The organism is Paenibacillus sp. sgz302164, from assembly GCF_056120505.1.
The window spans coordinates 130,820-154,715 of sequence record NZ_JBVYOL010000012.1 but is presented as its reverse complement, the minus strand read 5'-3'; the positions used below and the strand labels follow the sequence as shown (position 1 = coordinate 154,715).

Below are 23,896 nucleotides of genomic sequence, written 5' to 3'. Positions count from 1 at the left end.
TACGTTAACGGAAGAACCGTAGCAAAGCGATAACTTTGTTGCGGTTTTTTGTTTGCTCGCAGAAAAAACGAATGTATGTTCGAAAAAATGCTTGGCAAACACTCCAAAACAAGTTATCATATACCTATAATGATAAAAGGAAGTGAGTGTTTTGACAGATCGTCGCGCCGCACTTGAAAATGCATTGCGTCAAATCGAAAAACAATTCGGAAAAGGCTCCATCATGAAGCTCGGAGAATCCACACATATGCAGGTCGAGACGATCTCGAGCGGATCGCTTGCTCTTGATATCGCACTCGGAATCGGCGGATTTCCGCGCGGAAGAATTATCGAAGTGTACGGACCCGAATCTTCCGGTAAAACGACGGTTGCTCTGCACGCTATCGCCGAAGTGCAAAAGGTCGGCGGACAAGCAGCGTTCATCGACGCCGAGCACGCTTTGGACCCACTGTATGCAAGCAAATTAGGCATCAACATAGATGAACTGCTGCTCTCCCAGCCGGATACGGGCGAACAGGCTTTGGAAATCGCCGAAGCGCTGGTGCGCAGCGGCGCCGTAGACATCATCGTCATTGACTCCGTAGCCGCTCTCGTGCCTAAAGCCGAGATCGAAGGCGAGATGGGCGACTCTCACGTAGGGCTTCAAGCCCGTTTGATGTCCCAGGCGCTTCGCAAGCTGTCTGGCGCCATTAACAAGTCGAAGGTGATCGCGATCTTCATTAACCAACTTCGCGAGAAGGTGGGGGTTATGTTCGGGAACCCGGAAACGACTCCGGGGGGGCGCGCACTCAAGTTCTACTCTTCCGTTCGTCTGGATGTTCGCCGCATTGAGACGATCAAACAAGGCAACGACATGGTCGGCAACCGGACCAAGGTCAAAGTGGTTAAGAACAAAGTGGCTCCGCCGTTCAAACAAGCGGAGATTGATATTATGTACGGTGAAGGCATTTCCCGCGAGGGCAGCATTATCGATATCGGAACGGAAATGGATATCGTTAACAAAAGCGGAGCTTGGTACTCTTTTGAGGGTGAAAGACTTGGCCAGGGACGCGAGAATGCGAAGCAGTTCCTCAAGGAGAACAAAGCCATTGCCGACAGCATTGAGTTGAAAATCCGGGATAACAGCAACTTGATTAAAGTGACCGGGCCCAACGAAGATGATGAAGAGGAAGAAGCCGAATTGGCATTCGAATAATGAAGCGTTTAACGGCAGCACCTTTAACCTCGCGTTAAGGTGCTTTCGTTTTTAGTCAGGGGGTTAAAAGTTGAACGGCGGGGAACAGCAGCTATTTATAATTACAATGGTGGAGAAGCAGAAGCGGAGCAGGCATCGATACAATATTTTTATTAACGATGAATATGCGTTCTCAGTTCATGAGGACATCATGATCAAGCATCGCCTTCTCAAAGGAGAGCCGATTCATCCCGAGCAAACGGCCTCGATTCTTGAGGACGAGGAGCGGAACCAGGCCTATATGAAAGCGCTGCGCATGATAGGCAGACGTCCGCATTCCACCAGTGAAGTGAAGCGCAAGCTGAAAGAGCAGGGCATTGAACAGGCCGTGATTGAATGGACGTGCGAGCTTCTAAAGCAGCAAAATTATATAAATGATGAAGAGTTCGCCAAAATGTGGACGGAACATCGGATCTATTCACAGAAAAAGGGACGCAATCTCGTTCGTCAGGAGCTCCAGCAAAAAGGAGTCAGCAAAGAATTGGTCAAGGACGCTATGGAGGCTATCGATCCGGATGAGGAACTCCAGGGGGCTCTGAAGCTCGGGCAAAATAAATGGAAGCAAACATCAGGCACGCTATTGGACCGCAAAAGGAAGACGGGAGCTTACTTGCTGCGCAGAGGCTTTACGAATTCGATCGTCAGCAGGACGCTGGCCGTGCTCTCACAAAATCATCATGAGGAGGAGACGGAGGAAGAAGAATATGAAGTATGGGAGGAAGATATTTAGCTGCATGAATGATCGCATGGTTAATGTAGTTAAAAAGATATCTCGGTTTCCTTATATCAAACAGGATTATGTAAGCTTTAATGGACAATCGCTTGACAAGCTTCTTTGACAAAAGATACAATAACTATTGTATATTTTCATAAGGATTCAAAATCATAAGAAATTGTTTGGTTTTGATGCAGCAGCTGTAGAAATCGCCAATTTATACGCTGTTGGTTATGAATGATGAGCACTAATGTGCCGCATACACACAGTGCGCATTACTTTTGAGCCATGCTTTTCAGGGAGTATGGGGTGTACGTACTTTGCCTAACAATTAAAAATCGGATTAAAAAACCGAAGGAATCCCAAGCTAACACCTTGGAGAAACCAACGAGGAGGTGAACAAGATGGAGCCTTTCATCTGGATCGCGATCGTTCTCTTTGTTGGAGCTGCATGCTTAGGGATTGGTTATTTTATCCGCAAATCTCTTGCAGAAGCGAAAATTTCCAGCGCCGAACAAGCGGCAGAACAAATTCGGGAAGCTGCTAAGAAGGAAGCGGAAGCGCTGAAAAAAGAAACGGTTCTGGAAGCGAAGGACGAAGTGCATAAGTTGCGGTCCGAAGCTGAAAAAGACATTCGTGAACGTCGAAACGAAATACAACGACAAGAGAGACGATTGTTGCAAAAAGAGGAATCGCTGGATAAAAAATTAGAATCTCTCGAGCGTAAAGAAGAGCAAGTAGCCAACAAGGAGAAGCGAATCGAGGATACGCAAGGACAAATCGATCAGCTTTATAGAAGCCAGGTCGCCGAACTGGAGCGAATTTCCGGTCTCACTATGGAAGAAGCGAAGACCATCATTCTCACCAACGTAGAGCAGGAAGTCCGCCATGAAACGGCGCAATTGATTAAAGAAATCGAACAGCAAGCCAAAGAAGACGGCGATAAGAAAGCTAGAGAAATCATTACGCTCGCCATTCAAAGGTGCGCTGCCGATCATGTGGCGGAGACGACGGTTTCCGTGGTTACTTTGCCGAATGAAGAAATGAAAGGCCGCATCATCGGACGTGAAGGCCGTAATATTCGCGCTCTCGAAACATTGACGGGTATTGACCTCATCATAGACGATACGCCGGAAGCGGTCATTTTATCGGGTTTTGATCCAATTCGCCGTGAGATTGCCCGCACATCTTTGGAAAAATTAGTTGCAGACGGACGTATTCATCCGGCACGCATCGAAGAGATGGTGGAGAAGTCGCGCAAAGAAGTGGACGAGCGCATTCGTGAATACGGAGAGCAGGCAACGTTTGAAGTAGGTGTCCACGGACTGCATCCGGACTTGATCAAAATTTTGGGTCGACTGAAATTCAGAACAAGTTACGGCCAAAACGTGCTGAAACATTCAATGGAAGTAGCTTATCTGGCCGGTCTGATGGCTGGAGAGCTCGGGGAAGACGTAACTTTGGCGAAACGTGCCGGGCTGCTTCATGACATCGGTAAAGCGCTTGATCATGAGGTCGAAGGATCTCATGTTGAGATCGGCGTGGAAATCGGGAAGAAATACAAAGAACATCCAGTTGTTATCAATAGTATCGCATCCCACCATGGCGATGTGGAAGCTACTTCCGTCATTGCCATGCTGGTCGGAGCGGCGGATGCGTTGTCTGCGGCAAGACCGGGGGCGCGCAGAGAGACGCTGGAGACGTACATCAAGAGGTTGGAGAAGCTCGAAGAAATTTCCGAGTCGTTTGAAGGCGTTGAGAAATCATACGCGATTCAAGCAGGCCGTGAAGTGCGCGTAATGGTTCAACCGGAAAAAGTGGATGATACCGAAGCGTTCCGCTTAGCCCGCGATATTACGAAGAAAATCGAGGGTGAACTCGATTATCCGGGTCATATCAAGGTTACGGTTATTCGTGAAACGAGAGCTGTGGAGTACGCAAAATAATATTGGGTTAACATACCTCTATCGGGATCGCTCATCTTTGAACGACTCCCTAGAGGTTTTTCTTATTTTATTGAGCACAAGAGGAGAACGGATATGAAAATTGTATTCATAGGAGATATCGTTGGATCTGTTGGAAGAAAAGCGATCAAGGCGGTCATGCCGAGACTGAAAAGCGCACATCCGAACGCAGTGTTTATAGCGAATGGAGAGAACGCGGCCGCAGGCAAAGGGATTACGGCGGCTATCGCCAAAGATATGTATGAGCTGGGCATTCAGGCGCTTACGATGGGCAACCACACCTGGGATCAGAAAGAAGTGTTCGATTTCATCGACCGGGATGAAAAAATGGTCAGACCGGCTAATTTTCCGCCCGGAACGCCCGGTCGGGGGCATACGGTGATCAAGGTGAAGGATCAGGAACTGCTTATTATCAACCTTCAAGGAAGAACGTTTCTGCCGCCCATCGATTGTCCGTTTCGCAAAGTCGATGAAATTATTGAAAACAGCAAAAAGAAACATAAATTTATTTTTGTCGATTTTCACGCGGAAGCTACTTCGGAGAAAATTGCGATGGGCTGGCACCTGGATGGCCGGGTATCCGCTGTAGTCGGGACCCACACGCATGTGCAAACGAACGATAACCGTGTCCTTCCGCAAGGGACCGCTTATGTGACGGACGTCGGCATGGTTGGCCCGCGGGACGGTATATTAGGTATGGAACGTAACGCTGTTCTGCAAAAGTTTAAAACGCAGCTTCCCGTTCGGTTTGTGACGGATGAAGGAAAGTGGCATTTCCATGCCGTCGTTATCGAACTCAACGATCAAACCGGACTTGCTAACGGTATTCAGCTTATCCGCTATGACGAAGATCAAATTTTCTTAGATTGACGAAAAATTCTAAATCTTTCGAAAGTTCCGTCTACAGCAGGAGGAATTTTTAGAGAACCTCTAGAATATGATGGTTACTGGAATCTATCCATCATTCCCGAGGAGGTACTTTTCATGGAAGTATTAAAAGTTTCAGCAAAATCCAATCCAAACTCCGTAGCAGGTGCATTGGCTGGCGTGTTACGCGAGCGTGGAGCGGCGGAGCTTCAGGCTATTGGCGCAGGCGCGCTCAACCAGGCCATTAAAGCTGTAGCTATCGCAAGAGGATTTGTTGCGCCTAGTGGGGTTGACTTAATCTGTGTTCCAGCATTCACTGATATCGTGATCGACGGGGAAGATCGGACAGCCATCAAATTGATTGTAGAGCCTCGGTAAAATCGTTTCATTACATACAAACCAACGCCTGTTTACATCGTAGACAGGTTTTTTTATGTTTACAAACGAAGGAGGATGAGAACGGTGAGAATTATCGACGGCCATTGCGACGCAATTACGAAGCTGTTTTTGAACCCGAAGCTCGATTTTTTCAAAGAAGAGAGGGAACTGGACGTCAGTTATCCGCGGCTCTTGAAAGCCGGAGTCAAGATCCAGTGCTTTGCCATGTATATGACGGATAAAATCAAGCACCCTACATTTGATCATGTTTTGCAGATGGTCGACCTGTTTCACAAAAAAATTGCCGACAACCCGCAAATGAAATTTATTAACAACGTTAATGATTTGCTGGAAGTGGAACAGGGCAACCGGATCGGGGCAATTTTAACGCTGGAAGGTTTGGATGCGCTGCATGGCAATATGACATACCTGCGTATTTTGTATCATTTGGGCGTAAGAAGTATCGGTTTTACATGGAATTATGCAAACTGGGCGGCAGATGGGGTGATGGAGCCGCGCAAAGGCGGATTTACGTGGAGAGGAAAAACGATGCTCAAAGAATTAGAAACAATGGACATAATAGCTGATGTATCCCACTTGTCGGTAAAAGGCTTTTGGGAATTGGCTGAACTGTACGGGAAGCCCTTCATAGCTTCTCATTCCAATGTTGTCAAGCTTTGTCCCCATCCAAGAAATTTATCAGACGATCAAATCACCGCCATCATTCAAAAGAAAGGACAAATCGGGGTTACGTTTGTACCCTATTTTGTGAATGAACGTTCGCCAGTGACGATTAGCCAGCTTTTGATGCACATCGACCATATTTGTTCCCTTGGCGGCGAACGGCACGTTGGCTTCGGCTCGGACTTCGACGGTATTGAACAATGGGTTTCCGGATTGGAGCACGCAGGCAAATATGAAAATATAATTGAAGCTTTATGCAAAACCTATAACGCGGCTCAAGTCGAGCGGTTTTTGTATGGGAATTGGCGGAATTTCCTGGTTTCGAACCTGCCTGGCTCGGCGAAATAAACGTTCTATTATTGATATGGATTTCATCTAAAAACTCTATGTTTTAGATTTGTTCAAACCACTTGCTTTTTCCTTTACAAAGGCATAAAATTTGGTTGACAACTGAAAGATTTTTTTTATAGCATTATTCAACTTTAATGATGTATTACCCTTTGTTGTCTTCATGCAGCTACAATCAAAAGGAGTGGACGCACGGTGATTAGTCAGTTATCTTGGAAAATCGGAGGTCAGCAGGGGGAAGGGGTCGAAAGTACAGACCGCATCTTCTCTACAGCGTTGAACCGTCTCGGTTACTATTTGTATGGGTACCGTCATTTCTCTTCGCGGATTAAGGGGGGACATACAAATAACAAGATTCGCATCAGCACCAAGCCGATTCGCGCAATTTCGGACGATTTGGATATTCTGGTCGCTTTTGACCAAGAAAGTATCGATTTCAACGCACACGAGCTTCGTGACAACGGAGTAATCGTGGCGGATGCCAAATTCAACCCGGTTTTACCGGAAGGAATTAACGCTCGTTTGTTCCCTGTTCCGATCACTGCAATTGCGGAAGAGCTGGGAACATCCCTGTTCAAGAACATGGCTGCATCCGGCGCATCCTGGGCATTGTTGGGATTGCCGCTCGATGTGTTTAATAAAGCGGTTGAGGAAGAATTTGGCCGTAAGGGAGCTGCTGTAGTCGAGAAGAACATTGAAGCTGTCCGCAAAGGCGCTGAATCCGTTCTTCAACTGGCAGGGGGCCCGCTTCCAGAGTTCCAATTGGAGCCTGCGGACGGCAAGCAAAAGCTGTTCATGATCGGCAACGACGCTATCGCGCTCGGAGCTGTGGCAGCCGGATGCCGGTTTATGCCTGCATACCCGATTACGCCTGCTTCGGAAGTTATGGAGTACTTGATTAAAGCGCTGCCTAAATTCGGCGGTACCGTCATTCAAACCGAAGACGAGATCGCAGCTTGTACGATGGCTATCGGCGCCAACTTCGGCGGCGTGCGCGCTCTGACTGCGTCCGCAGGTCCCGGTCTTTCCTTGATGATGGAAGCAATCGGTCTTGCCGGCATGACCGAAACGCCTGTCGTTATCGTAGATACGCAGCGCGGCGGTCCAAGTACGGGTCTGCCTACGAAACAAGAGCAATCCGATATCAACGCTATGATTTACGGAACTCACGGCGAAATTCCGAAAATTGTGCTGTCTCCAAGCACGATCGAAGAATGCTTCTATGATACGATTGAAGCTTTCAACCTGGCTGAGAAATACCAATGCCCGGTCATTCTGGTAACGGACCTGCAATTGTCCTTGGGCAAGCAGTCCGCCGAGCAGTTGGATTACAACCGCATCGTGATCGATCGCGGAAATCTTGTTACCGATGCTCCTGAGGTTGAAGCAAATCAATTGTTCAAACGCTATGAATTTACCGCTGACGGCATTTCGCCGCGTGTGTTTCCAGGAACGAAACACGGTCTTCACCACGTTACAGGGGTTGAGCACGATCAAACGGGCCGCCCTTCGGAAAGCACCGACAACCGTCAAAAAATGATGGATAAGCGTCTTGGGAAGCTGAAAAACATTCAAGTAACGGACGCGATCAAAGTCGATGCTCCGCACGAGAATCCGGACCTGCTGATTATCGGCATGGGTTCCACAGGCGGTACGATCGACGAAGCAAGAAGCCGTATTGCCAAAGAGGGCATCACATCCAACCATGCTACGGTTCGTCTGCTTCATCCGTTCCCTGCGGCTGAGCTTGCTCCTTATCTCGAGAAAGCAAAAACCGTTATCGTCGTAGAAAACAACGCGACAGGTCAATTGGCAGATCAAATCAAGCTGCATGTCGGTTACGCCGATAAAATTAAAAACGTTCTTAAATATAACGGCAATCCGTTCTTGCCGGCCGAAATTGAACAAAAATGTAAGGAGTTGACCCTCGCATGGCAACGTTAAAAGATTTTCGCAACAATGTAAAGCCAAACTGGTGTCCGGGATGCGGAGATTTCTCCGTACAGGCGGCGATTCAAAGAGCGGCGGCTAACGTAGGCTTAGAGCCGGAAAACTTGGCGATTGTTTCGGGTATCGGATGCTCCGGACGTATTTCCGGTTACATCAACGCATACGGTTTCCACGGTATTCACGGACGTTCCCTGCCAATCGCGCAGGGCGTAAAAATGGCGAACCGCGATCTGACGGTTATCGCTTCGGGCGGCGATGGGGACGGCTTCGCAATCGGTATGGGACATACCGTACATGCTATCCGTCGTAACATCGACCTTACTTACATCGTCATGGACAACCAAATCTACGGCTTGACCAAAGGCCAAACTTCGCCGCGAAGCGCCGAAGGCTTCAAAACGAAAAGCACGCCTCAAGGTTCCATTGAGTCCGCGCTGTCTCCGCTTGAAGTAGCGATGGCTGCCGGAGCGACATTCGTAGCGCAATCGTTCTCCAGCAACTTGAAACAGTTGACTGCCGTTATTGAAGCGGGATTGAATCACAAAGGCTTCTCTTTGATTAACGTATTCAGCCCTTGCGTAACGTTCAATAAAGTAAATACTTATGACTGGTTCAAAGAAAACATCGTAGACCTGGACGAAATTCCGGACTACGATCCGACGAACCGCGTTATGGCTATGACAAAAATCATGGAAACACACAGCATGTTGACTGGTATAATATATCAGAACACAGCTAAAAAGAGCTATGAAGATATGGTTCCAAACTTCCCGCAGGAAGGTCTTGCGAAACAGAATATGAAGATTTCCGAAGCGGAATTCGAAAAGCTGCTTGCAGAATTTAAATAACAACTGCACCTTAAGGGCATACGGGGATCCTCCGTGTGTCCTTTTTATTGGGCGGTAAACAGAGAGGACGATTTCGATGAGTAAATTAGTTCCCGTAGGCATTTCGGCTCGCCATATTCATTTATCCCAAGAGCATATCGAACTTTTGTTCGGACAAGGCTACCAGCTTACAAGCATGAAGCCTTTATCCCAGCCCGGACAGTACGCGGCGGAAGAGACCGTTGCGGTGATCGGTCCGAAGGGGAAATTCGATAAAGTGCGCATTTTGGGTCCGGCGCGCAGCCAAACTCAAATCGAAGTATCGCGTACGGATGCGTTCTCTCTGGGAGTCAACCCTCCAGTGCGCGAGTCGGGAAATATTGAAGGAACTCCGGGTCTGAAAGTTGTAGGACCGCAGGGAGAAGTCGATCTGGAACGCGGTGTCATCGTAGCTGCGAGACATATTCATTTACATACGTCAGATGCGGAAAAATGGGGCATCGCGGACAAGCAATTGCTGCGCGTCAAAATGAACGGGGAGCGCCCTTTAATATTCGAAGACGTCATTGCCAGAGTTTCCGACCAATTTGCGCTCGATATGCATATTGACACGGACGAAGGAAATGCATCGGGCGTCAAGACCGGCGATTTTGCGGAACTGCTGGATTAGGAAAATTCGTCATTTTCACGAATACGCCATTTTCCTTTTGTCTATGCACATCTATAATGGTATAATAATATCTACATGTTTACATTTATAGAGCATGTGCAGTGCAAGCTTACGAAGAAAGCTTTCCACTAGGGGAGCTCTTAGGAGGAAGTAAGGAAAATGGCTAACAATGCGAAATCCGTCAAGGATTATTCCCAATATTTTCAGCCTCCTTCATTGACAGATGCCAAGAAGCGCGGAAAAGAAGAGATCGCCGTTCATTATGATTTCACCATTCCTGAGGAGATGCAGGAGTTCGGCACAAATAAATTTTATTTGATTCGCACCTTTGGCTGTCAGATGAACGAGCATGATACCGAAGTGATGAAGGGCATGCTGGAGCAAATGGGCTACCAATCTACCGAAGACAAGTACCAGGCCGATGTCATTTTGCTCAACACCTGCGCGATCAGAGAGAACGCGGAAGACAAAGTGTTTGGCGAGCTTGGGCACTTGAAAGCTCTTAAGGCTGAGAAGCCGGGACTTGTTCTTGGCGTATGCGGCTGCATGTCTCAAGAGGAAGCGGTTGTCAACCGGATTATGCAAAAGCACGCTTTTGTCGATCTGATTTTTGGCACGCACAATATTCATCGCCTGCCGACCTTGCTGAGGGACGCTTTTTTCAACAAAGAAATGGTTGTTGAGGTTTGGTCCAAGGAAGGCGACATCGTCGAGAATTTGCCCAAGAAGCGGGAAGGAATCCGGGCTTGGGTGAATATCATGTATGGATGCGACAAGTTTTGCACGTACTGCATCGTTCCTTATACACGCGGTAAAGAGAGAAGCAGAAAGCCGCAGGACGTCCTTGCCGAGGTGAGGGATCTGGCACGTCTCGGTTTTCAGGAGATCACGCTGCTCGGTCAAAATGTGAACGCATACGGCAAAGATTTCGAGGATATGTCGTATTCGTTTGCCGATTTGATGAACGATATCCGGAAGATCGACGTGCCACGGATAAGATTCACGACTTCGCATCCTCGGGATTTTGACGATCATTTGGTGGAAGTGTTGGGCACAGGCGGCAATTTGGCCGAGCACATTCATTTGCCTGTCCAATCGGGGAATACGGAAGTTTTGAAAAAAATGAGCCGCAAGTATTCCCGGGAACAATATTTGGAACTGGTTCGCAAAATTAAAACGGCGATACCGGGTGCCGTATTGACGACGGATATTATCGTCGGTTTCCCCGGCGAAACGGACGAGCAGTTTGAGGATACGCTTTCCTTGGTAAAGGAAGTGGAGTTTGACTCCGCGTTCACATTTATCTACTCGCCTCGCGAAGGTACGCCGGCGGCGGGCATGGAAGATAACGTGCCAATGGACGTTAAGAAACAGCGCTTGTACCGCCTGAACGAATTGCTTAACACATACAGCAAATTAAGCAACGAGAAGCTGCAGGGTGAAATTGTGGAAGTATTGGTCGAAGGGGAGAGCAAGAACAACCCGGACGTCCTTGCCGGACGCACCCGGACCAATAAGCTGATTCATTTTACGGGATCTAAGGATTTGTACGGTAAATTGATTCATGTCCGAATCACTCATGCGCAGACTTGGGTGCTGAAAGGCGAAATCGTGGAAGCGCCGCTAAAGATGTCCATATAAAATGATTTGTCAATAGTGAGGTTGAAGATTGGAGCGTGCAGTCGTGTCGGAACATAGTCACCATCATCCCCATGCGTTTGAAATGGAGCATTATACGAATACGGAATTAATTGTTCGTGAGGATATTTTGGCCAAAGCGAAAGAGCTTGCGGAACTGCTGACGACTTCGAACGAGGTGCAGTTTTACCAGCAAGCGGAGAAAAAAATTTCCGGTAATGAGCATATTCAAAAGCTGATCAGCGGAATCAAGAAAAAGCAAAAGGAAATCGTCGCTTTCGAGAAGTTTCAAAACGCCAAAATGGTGGATAAAATCGAGAAAGAGATCGATGAATTGCAGGATGAGCTGGACGGGATTCCTATCGTGAGCGAATTTAAACAGTCTCAGGAAGACATTAACTATTTGCTTCAGCTTGTCATGTCGGTCGTCCGCGATACGATTTCGGATAAAATCAACGTGGAAGCGGGCCAAGCGTCGAGTCCGAGCAGCTGCAGCGAATAAAGTGAATGAAACCGAAAATCGCCCTCTTGTCAGGCCAGATGCCGCTAGATGGGCGATTTTTGCCAATAGCTTACGGGTTCAAGTTCATGTTGAGCACAATGTTAAGGAGACGGTGTCATGATCACGGTACGAAATTTAAGCAAAGTTTATCCGCCGGACAATAAAGTGCTGTCTCAGATCAGCTTTCGCGTCGATGAAGGAGAATTCATCGCAGTGGTGGGAGGGAGCGGCAGCGGGAAAACGACGCTGCTGCGCTGCATCAGCCACCAGGAAAAATGGACGTCCGGCCAGCTCATCTACCAGTCGAACGATATTACGACGCCAGGGCTGTTGGATCGATGGAAGCTCGGCAAAGATTTCGCTTTTCTTGAGGAAAAGCCGGCGTTGAATAGAAATAAAAGCGCTATCAAGAATGTCATGATGGGGAAATTTTATCAAACGCCGATCCGTATTTTAACGGGAGCCGTTTCACGCGATGAGCATGTTATCGGGATGGACTATTTGGAAAAAGTAGGCTTGCTCGACAAAGGCGATAAAAAAATTAGCCAATTAAGCGGCGGCGAGCAGCAAAGGGTTGCGATCGCGAAAGCGCTCATCCATGGACCTAAAGTGCTGGTCGCCGACGAGCCGGTGTCGGGCCTGGATCCGAAAGCGACGGAATACATCATGAACGACTTGCGATCCTTATGCAAGGAAAGCAATTTGACGGTCATCGCCGCGCTGCACCAGGTCGAGCTCGCGGAGCGGTACGCAACGCGGATTTGGGGATTGGCGGAAGGCAAAATCGTACTTGACATCCCTGCCAGAGGGCTTACGATGCGAGAAAAACAGCTTATTTTCGGTGCGCCATGATTCAAGTGCTATTCGTATGCTTGGGCAATATTTGCCGCTCGCCTATGGCTGAGGCTGTTTTTCGCCATAAAGTGAAGCAGGCCGGCCTGGATGGGCGTATCGTTGTTGATTCCGCGGGCACGGGGGACTGGCACACCGGAGAGCGGCCGCATCAGGGAACGAGACGAATTTTGGACCGTCACCGCATCGATCATCACGGACTGACCGCAAGGCAAGTGAAGGCAGACGATTTTGAACAGTTTACATATATCATTGCCATGGATGACAGCAACATAACGAATTTAAAATCGTTTGCTCCGGATGCACATGGCGCCTCCATTCATAAACTGTTGGAGTTTGCCCCGGATAAGGGCGGCGGCAACGTCCCCGACCCGTACTACACAGGCAATTTTGAAGAAGTGTACGAGATGGTCGACAGCAGCTGCGAGCGCCTTTTCGCTTTTATCCGAAGCAGGGAAGGCATATAGCCTAGCCTCGGACGTCCTGAAAATTGCGCGTTTTTTACCACATAAGAATGTATAAGTTCTTTACAGCGCTAAAGCGCGTAGAACACATTCTTATTGGCGAATAAACCTACCTCTAAACGCGGTCGCTCATCTTCGAAAGACCTCGATAGAGGTTTATCTCACAACCAAATACGTTTACGGCCAGGTGCCCTTGCCAAGCAAGGGGTAACAGGGAATCGGGTGCAACTCCCGAGCGGTCCCGCCGCTGTAACCGGGGAGCCTTCTTCAATAACGTCACTCAGCCGCATGCTGGGGAAGACTGAAGAGAAGCATTGATCCGGGAGCCAGAAGACCTACCTATCCGTACACCTTAAAATGCCTTCGGAGAAAAGGAATGGTGAGTACATTGTCAACCGTATCGCTTATTTTTCTTGTTTTTGCTTTGGGATTGCGTCATGGCTTGGACGCGGATCATTTGGCTTTTATTGACGGACAAACCCGTTATAATTGGCGGATGGGAAGCCCGATCGCCAGATGGGTAGGCACTTTGTTTTCTTTTGGCCATGGGGCGGTAGTGGCCAGTATGGCGATTGTTTTGGGGATGTTCATCAAAGATTTTGAGTTTCCCGATTACTTCGATACTTTCGCAACATGGATTTCGATATTGTCGCTTTTCCTCATTGGAACGATCAATATTTATAATCTTCTGCGTTCGAAATACAAAAACGAGAGCTTTCAAATTAAAGGATACAAAGGGAAATTTATCGATAAAGTCGCCAAAGGGACAACCAATCCTTTTTTAATTATTTTGGTAGGCGCGATTTTCGCATTGGCTGCCGAAACGATTAGCCAAACGTCCGTTTGGGCGATTGCCGCAAGCAATAAAATCGAATACATGCCCGTTATTTTGGGGCTTGTGTTTATGTTCGGGATGATGCTGACCGATACGCTGGATTCGCTGATTGCTTACCGGATGATTCATCATTCCGGAAAGCTGGGGCAGTCGGCTTCAAGGCTGATCGGATGGGTGATCGTCATTCTTGCTTACGGGGTTTCGTTCTACGAAGCTTTTACGTTTTTCAATCCGTGGGCCGAACTCGATTTCGAAATCGTCGGCATCGGCATCTTTGTATTTTTACTGCTTTGCTTCGTGTTCGTCACGATACGTGCCAAACAGGAATCGCGTTCGCTCAGTTAGCGACGGCTGCGGAACGTTCCGCGGAAACCGCCGTTGACGAAAAGGCATCTTTACCCTGCCGGATGAGGGGAAGATGCCTTTTTTGCCTTTTTCGCACGCATGAGTATTTACAGTGCTGTTAACCCGGCGTTCTGCACGCACTCGGATATCGCCTGAAGCATACTCTTATGAATCGGAATGATAACATCCGTAGGTCCCAGAAGGAAAATTCCGCTTCTGTTATGAACGGTCGCTTTGTGAACATAAATTCTAAAGTGCTCCGAACCGGGAGTGAGTGAAGCGGACTCCTGATTCTTGGATCGCGCATTGACAAAAGTGATTGCTTTCATAGCTCCCACGTCATAGGGCACGATGCTGATCATATCTTCAAGCTTGAAGTAATAATTCACGTGCGGCTTATGAAGGACCAGTTCTCTCGTGGAAACCGTCAGCCCGTAATCCTTCTTTTTGTGGGACATCTTAAGATCGCCCTCAAGCGATTTGATCTGAATAAAATCCGGATTCATGGGACAGCCTCCTTCGCTATTCTGCTGATCGCTATTCTATCAGAATACCACAATCCGGCGGACTTGTTAACGGAAGCTTGTCAATCGTTATCCGGCCTGAAATTGAATCAGACAGACGGTGCCCTTATTCGGATTGCTGGAATAGGAAATTTTGCCGTTCATCGACTTTATGATGCTCATGACAACGACGAGGCCCAGGCCGGTTCCATCCGCTTTGGTCGTATAGAACGGCATTCCTAACGAATTGATTTGCGTTTTGCTCATGCCGACCCCGGTATCGGATATCCAAACATGAATGGTAGATTCGGTTAGGTGTGTATGTACGGTAAGCGTTCCGCCGTCAGGCATGGATTCGATCGCATTTTTGATCAAATTCATCAGGCACTGGCGCAATTTTTTCGATTCTCCCCATATGTAGAGAGGGGAGTCGCTGCTATGCGAGATGTCGACCGTTATTTGATTGGAGACAGCGATCGGATTCATAAATCGGAGCATCGAAGCAAGCTCTTCCTTGATATTCAGCTTTTCCTGCTGACTTCTGTTCGGCTTCGCATAATGCAAATAGTCGCTAATAATCGCATTGGCCTGATCGATGCCGGATAAAGCGAGCGAAATGAAGCGTTTGCGCTCTTCCTCGGAAAATTCCTTCTGTTCCATCATTTGCAAAAAGCCGCGGGTCGTCGTCAGCGGATTGCGGATTTCATGGGAGACCGAAGCGGCCATTTGTCCGATCATGCGGTCTTTTTCGAGATGCAGCAATTTCTCTTTATTGATCTCCTGCTTTTTGACGTGGAAAAAAAGAAAGGTCACGAACCAGCTCGAAACGAAGGACAGCGATACCGCGTAAGCGGCATACACGTAGTTTTGGTCAAGCAGTGCGGGGCCTGCCGCCAAATAAAGCGCCAAGTAACCGAACATCAGGACGGATACGAATATAAATTTGGCTTTGAAGCTGTCGGCGACCATCTTCCGCTTCAAATAGAGGCCCGCCGCGAGCATGAAGGTGCTGCCGAGCAGTACGGGAAGCAGTTCATTTTGCAAAATGACCAGATTGCCGAAGTTGAATGCGATCCACGTAAAAATGCCGGGTACGGATCCCTCGAAGAGGATCGCTAGCGTAAGTGAGACGGGAATCAGATGCAAAGTATAGACAATCGGCTCTATATCTTCATAGCCCAAATAGAAATAGGTGAGCACGAAGAGGATGAGGACGAAAAGAATTTTACGCTTTTGTTCTTTGTATACATATATAGGAGTAAGAACCAAGTAGATCAACAGCGCACTCATCATGTATAAAAGACCATGAAGTTCATGGGTGATGACGGAATGGAGCAATACGAACCGTCCTTTCTAAACGTACGACAGAATATGGTTTTTTTCTACATTATCTCACAAATTACGAGTACTTCAAATAGGTTGGATACGTTTCAAATGATAAAGATTTAACAAAGTGATGTGAGACATTTTCAGCGCATCGCTGTATAATAAGAGAAAGCGTTTTCAAATGATGAGCTGCGATAGAACGGAGAGCGATAAGGATGAGGGCTTGCCCGCATGTTTGTGGAGTTGTCTTTGATCCGCTTGACGAAGGATATGTCGATGTTTGCGAACAGTGTATGGACGGTTGTGCGGAGGAAAGTCCGAATGAAGCGGATGAAAAACAGGAGAGCTTTTATATGGGCTCGTGCGGATTGATTATGGATTACTTGTTATAATCCTAGTCATTGTAAAAAACTGTTGCTTACGGGAAATTTATTGTTACAATGAAAGTAGATTAACAATTCATAAAATTCAATCGCAGCACATTTTTGAAAGGAGACATGGAATGGTAACTTTACCCAAAGTGAACGATCTCGGCTTTTTCGAGATTAGGCTGGAATCCATTGGCGGACTCGGTGCGAACTTGGCCGGTAAAATGCTCGCAGAAGCAGGAGTAGTAGGGGTAGGGCTTAACGGTGTCAGCTTTTCTTCATACGGTTCGGAGAAGAAGGGTTCAGCCGTAAAGGCACACATCCGTTTTTGCGATATGAATACGAATATTCGCGATACGTCTCCGGTCGAACGACCGCATGTAGTCGGTGTTTTTCATGAAGCTCTTTCAAAAACTGTAAACGTTATCAGCGGAATTTATGAAGACAGCACGGTTTTGGTAAATTCGACAAAAACGCCAGATGAGCTGAAGGAAAAGATGAAGCTCAGAGGCGGCACCATTGCGGTTATCGATGCGATCGGCATCGCGCTGGAGGAGAAGAACAGAGTCAACATGGCGATGCTTGGCGCCTTGTTCCGCCTCTGCGACTTTCTGGACCCGGAAGTGATGCGCGGCGTCATCCGCAAATCGCTGGAGAAAAAGTATCCGCAGGCGGTAGCTCCGGCCATCCGCACTTTTGACCGCGGCTACGACGAAGTGCAATTCCAAACGTACGCACTGCCCGAAGGGGAGACGATGCCCGACTTTGTGCGCTTCGATACGCCTGTTCTCGGATATGCGACGCAGCCGATCGGCGGCGTGATTACGAATCCGGGCAACAGCATTCTGAAAGATCTCAGCATTTCCCGGGCGGGGATGATGCCGCATTTTCACGAAGACAAGTGCATACATTGCGCTTCTTGCGACAATGTGTGTCCGGACTTCTGCTTCGTGTGGGATGAGCTTCCGGATAAAAAGGGCCGTCCGCAAATGTTTTTGCAGGGCATCGACTATCAATACTGCAAGGGCTGCCTGAAATGTGTACAGGCTTGTCCGACCGAAGCGCTGTCCAGCGAAAGAGAAGAGGACGGCTACGCGGATTCGCACCGGATGCCGCACCGGTTCAATTTGGCCGCAGGCGTCTAGCCGCGCACGGCATAACATCCGCTATAGGATCATTCATGGGAGAAGGGTGGATACAAACGTATGGCCATTGATATCAAAAAGGAATTGGGGCAGGCCAAAATCGAGCAGCGGATTGTGTACGAATCCGGTAACGAGATGGCCGCATATGCCGCTCATCAAATCAATTATCATATCATGGGATATTTTCCGATATCTCCGTCCACGGAAGTAGCCCAATTTCTCGATTTGATGAAAACGAACGGCCAGCATGACATCGTGCTCATTCCGGCTGACGGCGAACACGGCTCGGCGGGCGTATGTTACGGCGCTTCGACCGCCGGCGGCCGCGTATTCAACGCGACAAGCGCCAACGGCTATTTGTACATGCTGGAGCAGATGCCGGTTCAGTCCGGCACCCGGTTTCCGATGGTGATGAATCTGGTATGCCGCTCGGTATCCGGCCCTCTGGATATTCACGGCGACCATTCCGATCTGTATTATGCGCTCAATACCGGCTGGCCGATCCTGATGTGCCGCGATCCGCAGGCCGTATACGATATGAATATTATGGCTTTGAAGCTGGCCGAAGACCCTGCGGTGCGCCTGCCTGTGCTCGTCGCGTCCGACGGCTACTTCACCTCGCACCAAAAACGAAGAGTGCAGACGTTCGCCAACCGTGAGGATGTGCATGCTTTCATCGGCGAGCAACCGCAAGGATTCCCGAATACGCTGGACCGCAACAATCCGATAACCGTAGGCCCGTATATGAACGAGCCGGACTATATTAACAACTGCTATCAGCAGTCGGTCGCCATGTACAACGCGGAGGAAGTGTTCGACCGGATCCGCCGGGAATACGCGGACTTGACAGGGCGCGATTATCCGATTCTCGATCTGTACCGGATGGACGATGCGGAAGTCGCCGTGTTTTTGATGAACTCCTCGTCGGAGATCATCAAGGACGTAGTCGACCAGCTGCGCGAGAAGGGCATCAAAGCCGGTTCGATTGCGCCGAACATGATCCGGCCTTTCCCGGCAAAGCAAATTGCCGAAGCTTTGCAGCATGTCAAAGCGGTCACGGTCGGCGACCGCGCCGATTCTTACGGCGGGCATGGCGGCAATATGGTCAACGAGATCAAAGCCGCGCTGTTCACGCACAGAAATCACGATACGCTTGTGATTAGCCGTGTCTACGGCTTGGGCGGCAAAGATTTTTACTCGGAAGACGGCCACAACCTGTTCCAATTTGCGATCGACGCGATGAACAAAGGGTACGTGGAAGTACCTTTCGATTATTACGGCCATACGGCGGGAGATCCGGCGAAGGCGCCGAAGCGCGTGCTGACGCCAATGAAATATGAGGATCTCAAGACGGGCCTCATTACCGTCACTCCGGACGAAGCTTCCGGCAAGCTGAACGTCCGCATTCCGCCGCTGCGCTCGCTGACGAAGAAGCCGAAGCGCATCGCTCCGGGGCACGGCGCTTGTCCGGGCTGCGGCATTTTCTCGGGCCTGGAGATGTTCTTCAAAGGCATCGAGGGCGATATCGTCGCACTGTTCCACACGGGCTGCGCGATGGTTGTCACGACCGGATATCCGTACTCCGCCCATAAGGCGACGTATATCCATAATTTGTTCCAGAACGGGGCGGCAACGCTTTCCGGCGTCGTCGAAATGTTCTGGGAGCGCAAGCGCCGCGGCGAGCTCGACGGGCTTGGGCTGCAGGACGATTTCACCTTCGTCATGATCACCGGCGACGGCGGCATGGACATCGGCATGGGGCCGGCCATCGGCGCTGCGCTGCGCAATCATAAAATGATTATCCTTGAATACGATAATGAAGGCTACATGAATACGGGCGCGCAGCTGTCGTACTCGACTCCGCTCGGTCACCGGACGTCGACGTCGAACGTCGGCAAGAAACAGGGCGGCAAAGTGTTCCACCACAAGGACACCGCGCAAATTATGGCGGCGACCCATATTCCTTACGTGTTCACAGGCTCGGAGGCATATCCGCAGGATTTGGTGAAAAAGGCGGCCAAAGCGCAGTGGTACGCCCAGCATGAAGGCATGGTGTACGGCAAAATTTTGATTGCCTGCCCGCTCAACTGGCTGTCCGAAGACCAGGAAGGCTCGAATATCGTCGGCGCTGCGGTAGATTCCTGCTTTTTCCCGCTGTATGAAGTGGAGCATGGCGTTACGACGCTCACGTACAACCCGGAAGACAAGGGAAAGAAAATTCCTTTGGCCGACTGGCTCAAAACGATGGGCAAAACGAAGCATATGACGAAGCCGGAGTACGCGGAATCGTTACAATCGTTCGAGCTCGAAGTGGAGCGCCGCTGGAACATGTTGAAAGCCAAGCACGACAATCCGTATTTGTAAATAACGAACAGGCACGGGCACTTTCCCCTCGCGGGACAGTGCCTTTGTTGCTGGCGGCGGGAAGGATGGAACAGGAATATGCCCTATGTGCTTCAGCACTCGGCAACGAAGCAAATCTATACATGCATGCTGGTCAATCATTATCAACTGGCGTATTATGGAGTTAAGTATTGGGCGGAAGCCAGGGAGGCGGAGGAAGAGGCCCGGCCTTTTTTGCAGGCCGCGGGGGTAGCGGAACCGGCCGAATGGGATGTGAGAGAGATGGACGAGAGGGAAATGAAGCTTTGCAACGTCAGGCTGAAAAATGATCCCGCTTACGTGTTGTTCGAGAATGAAGCGGGCAAACCGGAAGCGCGAAAAGGGGACATTTCCTGACATTTCGGAGCCGGACCGGGGTTTTGCAAATAACGACGGTTCGATCTTGACGTTTTTGCCATATAATATAGATAAGAGGCGGTTGGGATATACCGCCTTTGCTTCATCCGAATCTTAAAGAGAAAGGAAGCGCCTTATCATTGGGACATCGGAGAACCGTGCAGCAGCAACTGGAGTTTCGGAATACGACCGAAAGTGGACTCACGATTGAGGACGTTCATGAGAGAATTCTTCGCTTTATGCGGCTCGAACCACTGGCAGCGTACAAGTTCATCATCGGCACCGATTGCCAGGTGCATGCAGGATGCACGAAATTTATTACCGGTGTCGTCATCCAGCGGATGGGGAAAGGCGCGTGGGCTTGCTACCGCCAAGTGTTGGTTCCTCGCGCTTTGACATCGGTCAAAGAAAAGCTGTCGACGGAGACGGCCTTGAGCGAAGAAATCGCATTATACTTTGATGAGACCAAACGGCGAGATATGGAAAATGTGATACTGCCGCATATTTATCAGGGCGCCTCGTTCGAGATGTACATTCATATCGACGCCGGCGAAGACGCAGCCAAGAACAAGACGGCCAAGTTCGTCGAAGAAATGGTTCGCAGAGTCGAGTCGGTGGGCATGGTGCCCGTCATTAAACCGGATTGCTATGTGGCTTCGTCGTACGCCAACCGGTTTTCCAAAAAGCCCGTTTCTTACCAAGCTACTTATCATGCCCATGAGGTGACAGATGGAAGTTTATAAGGTTTCAGCCGCGCGTTCGTTCTTTCTGGTCCTTCAGGATCCGGAGAACGAACGTTTTTTTGTTTTTCCATTGAAATGCCAATAAGGAATTATGTATGATAGATGGAAGTATCGTTTTATTTAGAACAAAAGAAGGAGGGGTGAAGCATGTCCCGAGTTTTCGTTATTGAAGCCGTTATGCTGGCCATTCACGGGCAATTGCTGCATCCTGGGCGCCCGGTTACATTTGTGATCCCTTATACCAGTATTCAAGAATTGTACGAAATACAGGAAACCAACGAACCGATTATGCAAAATAGCGAGGACGACGTTTTCGTGAAGCAAAAAATCGGCGAATTGCTTGCGTTTTTCGAGGAATCGTTCAATAAGAAGAAAATTGAAAGGGCTTTACTCGTACCCTGGAAAAAAAGCCCGCCGCTGCCGATCAATGAGAATGTCTCCCTGACTGTCGTTTATGCGATCGATAATGCCGAATACGGCGAGCAGTTCGATCCGATTGAGACGGAGCTTATTTTGACTGCGATTAAAGAGAGTGCTGCTCTCCTGACGGACCAGTTGGACATGTTGGAACGGATGGTTGAAGCTGGAGTTCCGGCGGAAGCTTTTGATGTGGAAGATTTTGAGTTTGCGGTTGAAGGAGATTTTCTGGTCTAGCCAGGCGAAGAGGAGTAAAAAGCAGCGTATGAATGCAATTGTGGAACAAAATTTGCAAGCATTGGCAGAGCGCTGGTTTCCCGGTCAGAAATGGTCGATGACTGCCTGCGAAGGCGGCATGAACAATACGACCCGCTTTGTCGAAACCGGCGGAAACAAGTATGTGCTTCGCATCTATGAAACGCATCGGGATCGCGCCAAGATCGCCTATGAGCACGAGGTGCTGCTCGCTTTATCCGGGCTGAAGCTTCCTTTTCGAACGCCTGTTCCGGTTAGTCTGCCGTCAGGCGGGACGATAGCCGAGACGAATGGCGCTTCCGGGAAGCTTGCGGCTCTGTTCAGCTATACGGAGGGAACGAATCCGTACGGGATGAGCCCTGCGCAGATCGGGCGGGTCGGGGAAGCCGTTGGACAGCTTTCCAACGCGCTGCAGCGCCTGAACATCGCCTCCGCGCCGGCGTACAGGCCTTATTACGAAATTGAGGACATCCATCCGCGCTGTACGCCGGAAGCGATTTCGCAATTTTGCCGGATGCCTCCGGATTTCTTTTTGCCGCTGCAGACGGCGCTTTTGTACATCGAGAAACGGTTCGAAGCTTTTTTTGAGCGGATCGCGGATTTGAAGCGGCTGCCGCACCAGCTCGTCCATGGCGACATCAACGGCTCGAATATGCTTGTAGATGCGGAGGGCCGTATCGCAGCGATACTCGATTTTGAATTTGTCACGCGGGATTTGCGGGTTATGGAACTGGCCGTTTGCCTATCGGATCTAATTGACCCGGCGATTCCCGAGGCCGAAATGTGGGGAAATATCGAAGCTTTGCTATCGGGCTACCGCCGCTATGCCGCTTTGGAGGAAGAAGAGGTTCAGGCGCTGCCTCTGCTGGTCGAGCTTCGCAGGCTGGATGTATTCGTGCATTTCCTCGGCCGGTTTCTGGACGGCGTCGATGGCCGTGAAGTATTGGCAGGGATCGTTCGGAGTACGTGGGAGAAAACGAAATGGCTGGAACAGCACGGCGCGCGAGTGACGGAAATTTGGAAAAAAAGTGTTTACTAACCTTCAGGTAACTTAGACACGTTTTTTTCAGTTCTTTTTTTGTTGCGGCCGTTAGCCTATACTAAAAAGGATTGAAGCCAAGGGAGGAAGGTAAGCTTATGAAATATCAAGCAAGCGCAACCAGGTACGCAGAGATGAAATATAATCGGACAGGCAGATCAGGACTCAAGCTTCCGGCGATTTCGCTGGGCCTGTGGCATAACTTCGGCGGCGTGGATACGCATGAGAACGGAAGGGCAATGCTGCTGCGTTCTTTTGATTTGGGCATCACGCATTTTGATTTGGCGAACAATTACGGACCGCCTCCGGGATCGGCCGAAGAAATGTTCGGCAAAGTGTTGAAAAGCGATTTGGCCGCTTACCGGGACGAGATGATCATCTCGACCAAAGCGGGCTATTACATGTGGGAAGGCCCCTATGGCGAGTGGGGTTCGAAAAAATATTTAATTTCCAGTCTGGATCAAAGCTTGAAACGGATGGGGCTGGAATATGTCGACATTTTTTATTCGCACAGACCTGACCCGAATACGCCTTTCGAAGAGACGATGGGAGCTCTGGATCAAATTGTCCGCCAAGGAAAAGCGCTGTACATAGGATTGTCCAGCTATACGGCCGAACAGACGGAACAGGCGGTCAAAATTTTGAAGGAGCTGGGCACGCCGCTGCTCATTCACCAGCCTTCCTACAGCATGATGAACCGCTGGATCGAAGACGGTTTGCAGGACGTTCTTGACGAGCACGGCGTGGGCAGCATCGCCTTTTGTCCGCTGGCACAAGGGCTGCTGACGAACAAGTATGTTACCGGCATCCCGACCGACTCCCGTGCCGGCGGCAGCAGTGTGTTCTTGAACGCGAAGGACATTACCGAAGACAAGCTGGTCAAAATAGGCAAGCTGAACGAGCTCGCCGGCAGCCGCGGTCAAAGCCTTGCGCAAATGGCGCTTGCCTGGGTGCTGAGAGGGGAACGCGTCACTTCGGCGCTGATTGGGGCCAGCCGTGTCTCACAAATCGAAGAAAATGTCGCGGCGCTGAAAAATCTCGAATTTTCCGCCGAAGAGCTCGCGCAAATTGAAGAAATCCTGAAGTAA

General features: G+C 49.4%; 24 protein-coding genes and 1 riboswitch. Of the genes, 22 read left to right on the top strand and 2 right to left on the bottom strand.

Annotated features, from left to right (window positions below):
- The first annotated feature begins 151 nt into the window (after nt 1-151).
- The 14 genes from recA (at nt 152) to AC0LWT_RS20610 (ending at nt 14,273) form a co-directional block, all read left to right on the top strand.
- Complete coding sequence (gene recA, locus AC0LWT_RS20675; protein WP_474683155.1) at nt 152-1,195, top strand: recombinase RecA; 1,044 nt, start codon at nt 152-154, stop codon at nt 1,193-1,195.
- Nucleotides 1,196-1,265: 70 nt separating this feature from the next.
- Entirely contained in the window at nt 1,266-1,964 is a 699-nt protein-coding gene (locus AC0LWT_RS20670; protein ID WP_474683154.1) for a regulatory protein RecX, read from the top strand.
- 389 nt (nt 1,965-2,353) lie between these two features.
- Complete coding sequence (rny, locus tag AC0LWT_RS20665) at nt 2,354-3,895, top strand: ribonuclease Y (protein WP_474683153.1); 1,542 nt, start codon at nt 2,354-2,356, stop codon at nt 3,893-3,895.
- 93 nt (nt 3,896-3,988) lie between these two features.
- The gene (locus AC0LWT_RS20660) at nt 3,989-4,783 is read left to right on the top strand and encodes a TIGR00282 family metallophosphoesterase (RefSeq protein ID WP_474683152.1); all 795 of its coding nucleotides are present in this window, start codon (nt 3,989-3,991) and stop codon (nt 4,781-4,783) included.
- A 114-nt stretch (nt 4,784-4,897) separates the two neighbouring features.
- The gene (locus tag AC0LWT_RS20655) at nt 4,898-5,158 is read left to right on the top strand and encodes a stage V sporulation protein S (protein ID WP_005550495.1); all 261 of its coding nucleotides are present in this window, start codon (nt 4,898-4,900) and stop codon (nt 5,156-5,158) included.
- Nucleotides 5,159-5,233: 75 nt separating this feature from the next.
- Nucleotides 5,234-6,190: a dipeptidase gene (locus AC0LWT_RS20650; RefSeq protein WP_474683151.1), complete on the top strand. Its 957-nt coding sequence runs from the start codon at nt 5,234-5,236 to the stop codon at nt 6,188-6,190.
- A 195-nt stretch (nt 6,191-6,385) separates the two neighbouring features.
- Nucleotides 6,386-8,134 carry a 2-oxoacid:acceptor oxidoreductase subunit alpha gene (locus AC0LWT_RS20645; RefSeq protein ID WP_474683150.1) on the top strand — a complete coding sequence of 583 codons (1,749 nt, stop codon included), beginning with the start codon at nt 6,386-6,388 and terminating at the stop codon, nt 8,132-8,134.
- Nucleotides 8,122-8,988 (top strand): 2-oxoacid:ferredoxin oxidoreductase subunit beta, encoded by an 867-nt coding sequence (locus AC0LWT_RS20640; RefSeq protein WP_474683149.1) that lies wholly within the window; start codon nt 8,122-8,124, stop codon nt 8,986-8,988. Before AC0LWT_RS20645 ends, AC0LWT_RS20640 begins: the two co-directional genes overlap by 13 nt.
- A gap of 76 nt (nt 8,989-9,064) precedes the next feature.
- On the top strand, nt 9,065-9,637 hold the full coding sequence (gene pduL / locus AC0LWT_RS20635; RefSeq protein WP_474683148.1) for a phosphate propanoyltransferase: 573 nt from the start codon (nt 9,065-9,067) through the stop codon (nt 9,635-9,637).
- 159 nt (nt 9,638-9,796) lie between these two features.
- A complete protein-coding gene (gene miaB, locus AC0LWT_RS20630) occupies nt 9,797-11,278 on the top strand; it encodes a tRNA (N6-isopentenyl adenosine(37)-C2)-methylthiotransferase MiaB (RefSeq protein ID WP_474683147.1) in 1,482 nt (493 codons plus the stop codon).
- A gap of 82 nt (nt 11,279-11,360) precedes the next feature.
- Nucleotides 11,361-11,777, top strand: coding sequence for a YlbF/YmcA family competence regulator (locus AC0LWT_RS20625; protein WP_474683263.1), 417 nt, complete (start codon nt 11,361-11,363; stop codon nt 11,775-11,777).
- A gap of 117 nt (nt 11,778-11,894) precedes the next feature.
- Nucleotides 11,895-12,629, top strand: a complete 735-nt coding sequence (locus AC0LWT_RS20620) for a phosphonate ABC transporter ATP-binding protein (RefSeq protein WP_474683146.1) — start codon at nt 11,895-11,897, stop codon at nt 12,627-12,629.
- Nucleotides 12,626-13,096, top strand: a complete 471-nt coding sequence (locus AC0LWT_RS20615; protein ID WP_474683145.1) for a low molecular weight protein-tyrosine-phosphatase — start codon at nt 12,626-12,628, stop codon at nt 13,094-13,096. The genes AC0LWT_RS20620 and AC0LWT_RS20615 overlap by 4 nt, the downstream gene beginning before the upstream one ends.
- Nucleotides 13,097-13,261: 165 nt before the next feature.
- A riboswitch (cobalamin riboswitch) is annotated at nt 13,262-13,450 on the top strand.
- A gap of 19 nt (nt 13,451-13,469) precedes the next feature.
- On the top strand, nt 13,470-14,273 hold the full coding sequence (locus tag AC0LWT_RS20610; protein WP_474683144.1) for a HoxN/HupN/NixA family nickel/cobalt transporter: 804 nt from the start codon (nt 13,470-13,472) through the stop codon (nt 14,271-14,273).
- A 107-nt stretch (nt 14,274-14,380) separates the two neighbouring features.
- Here AC0LWT_RS20610 and AC0LWT_RS20605 read toward each other — a convergent pair whose 3' ends face one another.
- The gene (locus tag AC0LWT_RS20605) at nt 14,381-14,779 is read right to left on the bottom strand and encodes a hypothetical protein (RefSeq protein ID WP_474683143.1); all 399 of its coding nucleotides are present in this window, start codon (nt 14,777-14,779) and stop codon (nt 14,381-14,383) included.
- An 87-nt stretch (nt 14,780-14,866) separates the two neighbouring features.
- Entirely contained in the window at nt 14,867-16,114 is a 1,248-nt protein-coding gene (locus tag AC0LWT_RS20600) for an ATP-binding protein (protein WP_474683142.1), read from the bottom strand.
- Between the two features lie 203 nt (nt 16,115-16,317).
- Between AC0LWT_RS20600 and AC0LWT_RS20595 the strand changes: the two genes are divergently transcribed.
- The 8 genes from AC0LWT_RS20595 (at nt 16,318) to mgrA (ending at nt 23,896) form a co-directional block, all read left to right on the top strand.
- The gene (locus AC0LWT_RS20595) at nt 16,318-16,494 is read left to right on the top strand and encodes a hypothetical protein (RefSeq protein WP_474683141.1); all 177 of its coding nucleotides are present in this window, start codon (nt 16,318-16,320) and stop codon (nt 16,492-16,494) included.
- A 110-nt stretch (nt 16,495-16,604) separates the two neighbouring features.
- On the top strand, nt 16,605-17,615 hold the full coding sequence (locus AC0LWT_RS20590) for a 2-oxoacid:acceptor oxidoreductase family protein (protein ID WP_474683140.1): 1,011 nt from the start codon (nt 16,605-16,607) through the stop codon (nt 17,613-17,615).
- 60 nt (nt 17,616-17,675) lie between these two features.
- On the top strand, nt 17,676-19,979 hold the full coding sequence (locus AC0LWT_RS20585) for a thiamine pyrophosphate-dependent enzyme (RefSeq protein WP_474683139.1): 2,304 nt from the start codon (nt 17,676-17,678) through the stop codon (nt 19,977-19,979).
- A gap of 78 nt (nt 19,980-20,057) precedes the next feature.
- A complete protein-coding gene (locus tag AC0LWT_RS20580; RefSeq protein WP_474683138.1) occupies nt 20,058-20,354 on the top strand; it encodes a hypothetical protein in 297 nt (98 codons plus the stop codon).
- A gap of 140 nt (nt 20,355-20,494) precedes the next feature.
- Complete coding sequence (locus AC0LWT_RS20575) at nt 20,495-21,097, top strand: ribonuclease H-like YkuK family protein (RefSeq protein ID WP_474683137.1); 603 nt, start codon at nt 20,495-20,497, stop codon at nt 21,095-21,097.
- A gap of 147 nt (nt 21,098-21,244) precedes the next feature.
- Nucleotides 21,245-21,751 carry an ADP-heptose synthase gene (locus AC0LWT_RS20570; RefSeq protein ID WP_474683136.1) on the top strand — a complete coding sequence of 169 codons (507 nt, stop codon included), beginning with the start codon at nt 21,245-21,247 and terminating at the stop codon, nt 21,749-21,751.
- Between the two features lie 28 nt (nt 21,752-21,779).
- Nucleotides 21,780-22,808: a phosphotransferase gene (locus AC0LWT_RS20565; RefSeq protein ID WP_474683135.1), complete on the top strand. Its 1,029-nt coding sequence runs from the start codon at nt 21,780-21,782 to the stop codon at nt 22,806-22,808.
- Between the two features lie 98 nt (nt 22,809-22,906).
- On the top strand, nt 22,907-23,896 hold the full coding sequence (gene mgrA, locus AC0LWT_RS20560; protein ID WP_474683134.1) for an L-glyceraldehyde 3-phosphate reductase: 990 nt from the start codon (nt 22,907-22,909) through the stop codon (nt 23,894-23,896).

What these genes read in the sequence shown, in the direction of transcription:
- rny (WP_474683153.1), top strand. Translation starts at nt 2,354, where the DNA reads ATGGAGCCTTTCATCTGGATCGCGATCGTTCTCTTTGTTGGAGCTGCA.
- AC0LWT_RS20660 (WP_474683152.1), top strand. Translation starts at nt 3,989, where the DNA reads ATGAAAATTGTATTCATAGGAGATATCGTTGGATCTGTTGGAAGAAAA.
- AC0LWT_RS20655 (WP_005550495.1), top strand. Translation starts at nt 4,898, where the DNA reads ATGGAAGTATTAAAAGTTTCAGCAAAATCCAATCCAAACTCCGTAGCA.
- AC0LWT_RS20650 (WP_474683151.1), top strand. Translation starts at nt 5,234, where the DNA reads ATGAGAACGGTGAGAATTATCGACGGCCATTGCGACGCAATTACGAAG.
- AC0LWT_RS20640 (WP_474683149.1), top strand. Translation starts at nt 8,122, where the DNA reads ATGGCAACGTTAAAAGATTTTCGCAACAATGTAAAGCCAAACTGGTGT.
- pduL (WP_474683148.1), top strand. Translation starts at nt 9,065, where the DNA reads ATGAGTAAATTAGTTCCCGTAGGCATTTCGGCTCGCCATATTCATTTA.
- miaB (WP_474683147.1), top strand. Translation starts at nt 9,797, where the DNA reads ATGGCTAACAATGCGAAATCCGTCAAGGATTATTCCCAATATTTTCAG.
- AC0LWT_RS20625 (WP_474683263.1), top strand. Translation starts at nt 11,361, where the DNA reads ATGGAGCATTATACGAATACGGAATTAATTGTTCGTGAGGATATTTTG.
- AC0LWT_RS20620 (WP_474683146.1), top strand. Translation starts at nt 11,895, where the DNA reads ATGATCACGGTACGAAATTTAAGCAAAGTTTATCCGCCGGACAATAAA.
- AC0LWT_RS20615 (WP_474683145.1), top strand. Translation starts at nt 12,626, where the DNA reads ATGATTCAAGTGCTATTCGTATGCTTGGGCAATATTTGCCGCTCGCCT.
- AC0LWT_RS20610 (WP_474683144.1), top strand. Translation starts at nt 13,470, where the DNA reads ATGGTGAGTACATTGTCAACCGTATCGCTTATTTTTCTTGTTTTTGCT.
- AC0LWT_RS20605 (WP_474683143.1), bottom strand. Translation starts at nt 14,779, where the DNA reads ATGAATCCGGATTTTATTCAGATCAAATCGCTTGAGGGCGATCTTAAG.
- AC0LWT_RS20595 (WP_474683141.1), top strand. Translation starts at nt 16,318, where the DNA reads ATGAGGGCTTGCCCGCATGTTTGTGGAGTTGTCTTTGATCCGCTTGAC.
- AC0LWT_RS20590 (WP_474683140.1), top strand. Translation starts at nt 16,605, where the DNA reads ATGGTAACTTTACCCAAAGTGAACGATCTCGGCTTTTTCGAGATTAGG.
- AC0LWT_RS20585 (WP_474683139.1), top strand. Translation starts at nt 17,676, where the DNA reads ATGGCCATTGATATCAAAAAGGAATTGGGGCAGGCCAAAATCGAGCAG.
- AC0LWT_RS20580 (WP_474683138.1), top strand. Translation starts at nt 20,058, where the DNA reads ATGCCCTATGTGCTTCAGCACTCGGCAACGAAGCAAATCTATACATGC.
- AC0LWT_RS20570 (WP_474683136.1), top strand. Translation starts at nt 21,245, where the DNA reads ATGTCCCGAGTTTTCGTTATTGAAGCCGTTATGCTGGCCATTCACGGG.
- AC0LWT_RS20565 (WP_474683135.1), top strand. Translation starts at nt 21,780, where the DNA reads ATGAATGCAATTGTGGAACAAAATTTGCAAGCATTGGCAGAGCGCTGG.
- mgrA (WP_474683134.1), top strand. Translation starts at nt 22,907, where the DNA reads ATGAAATATCAAGCAAGCGCAACCAGGTACGCAGAGATGAAATATAAT.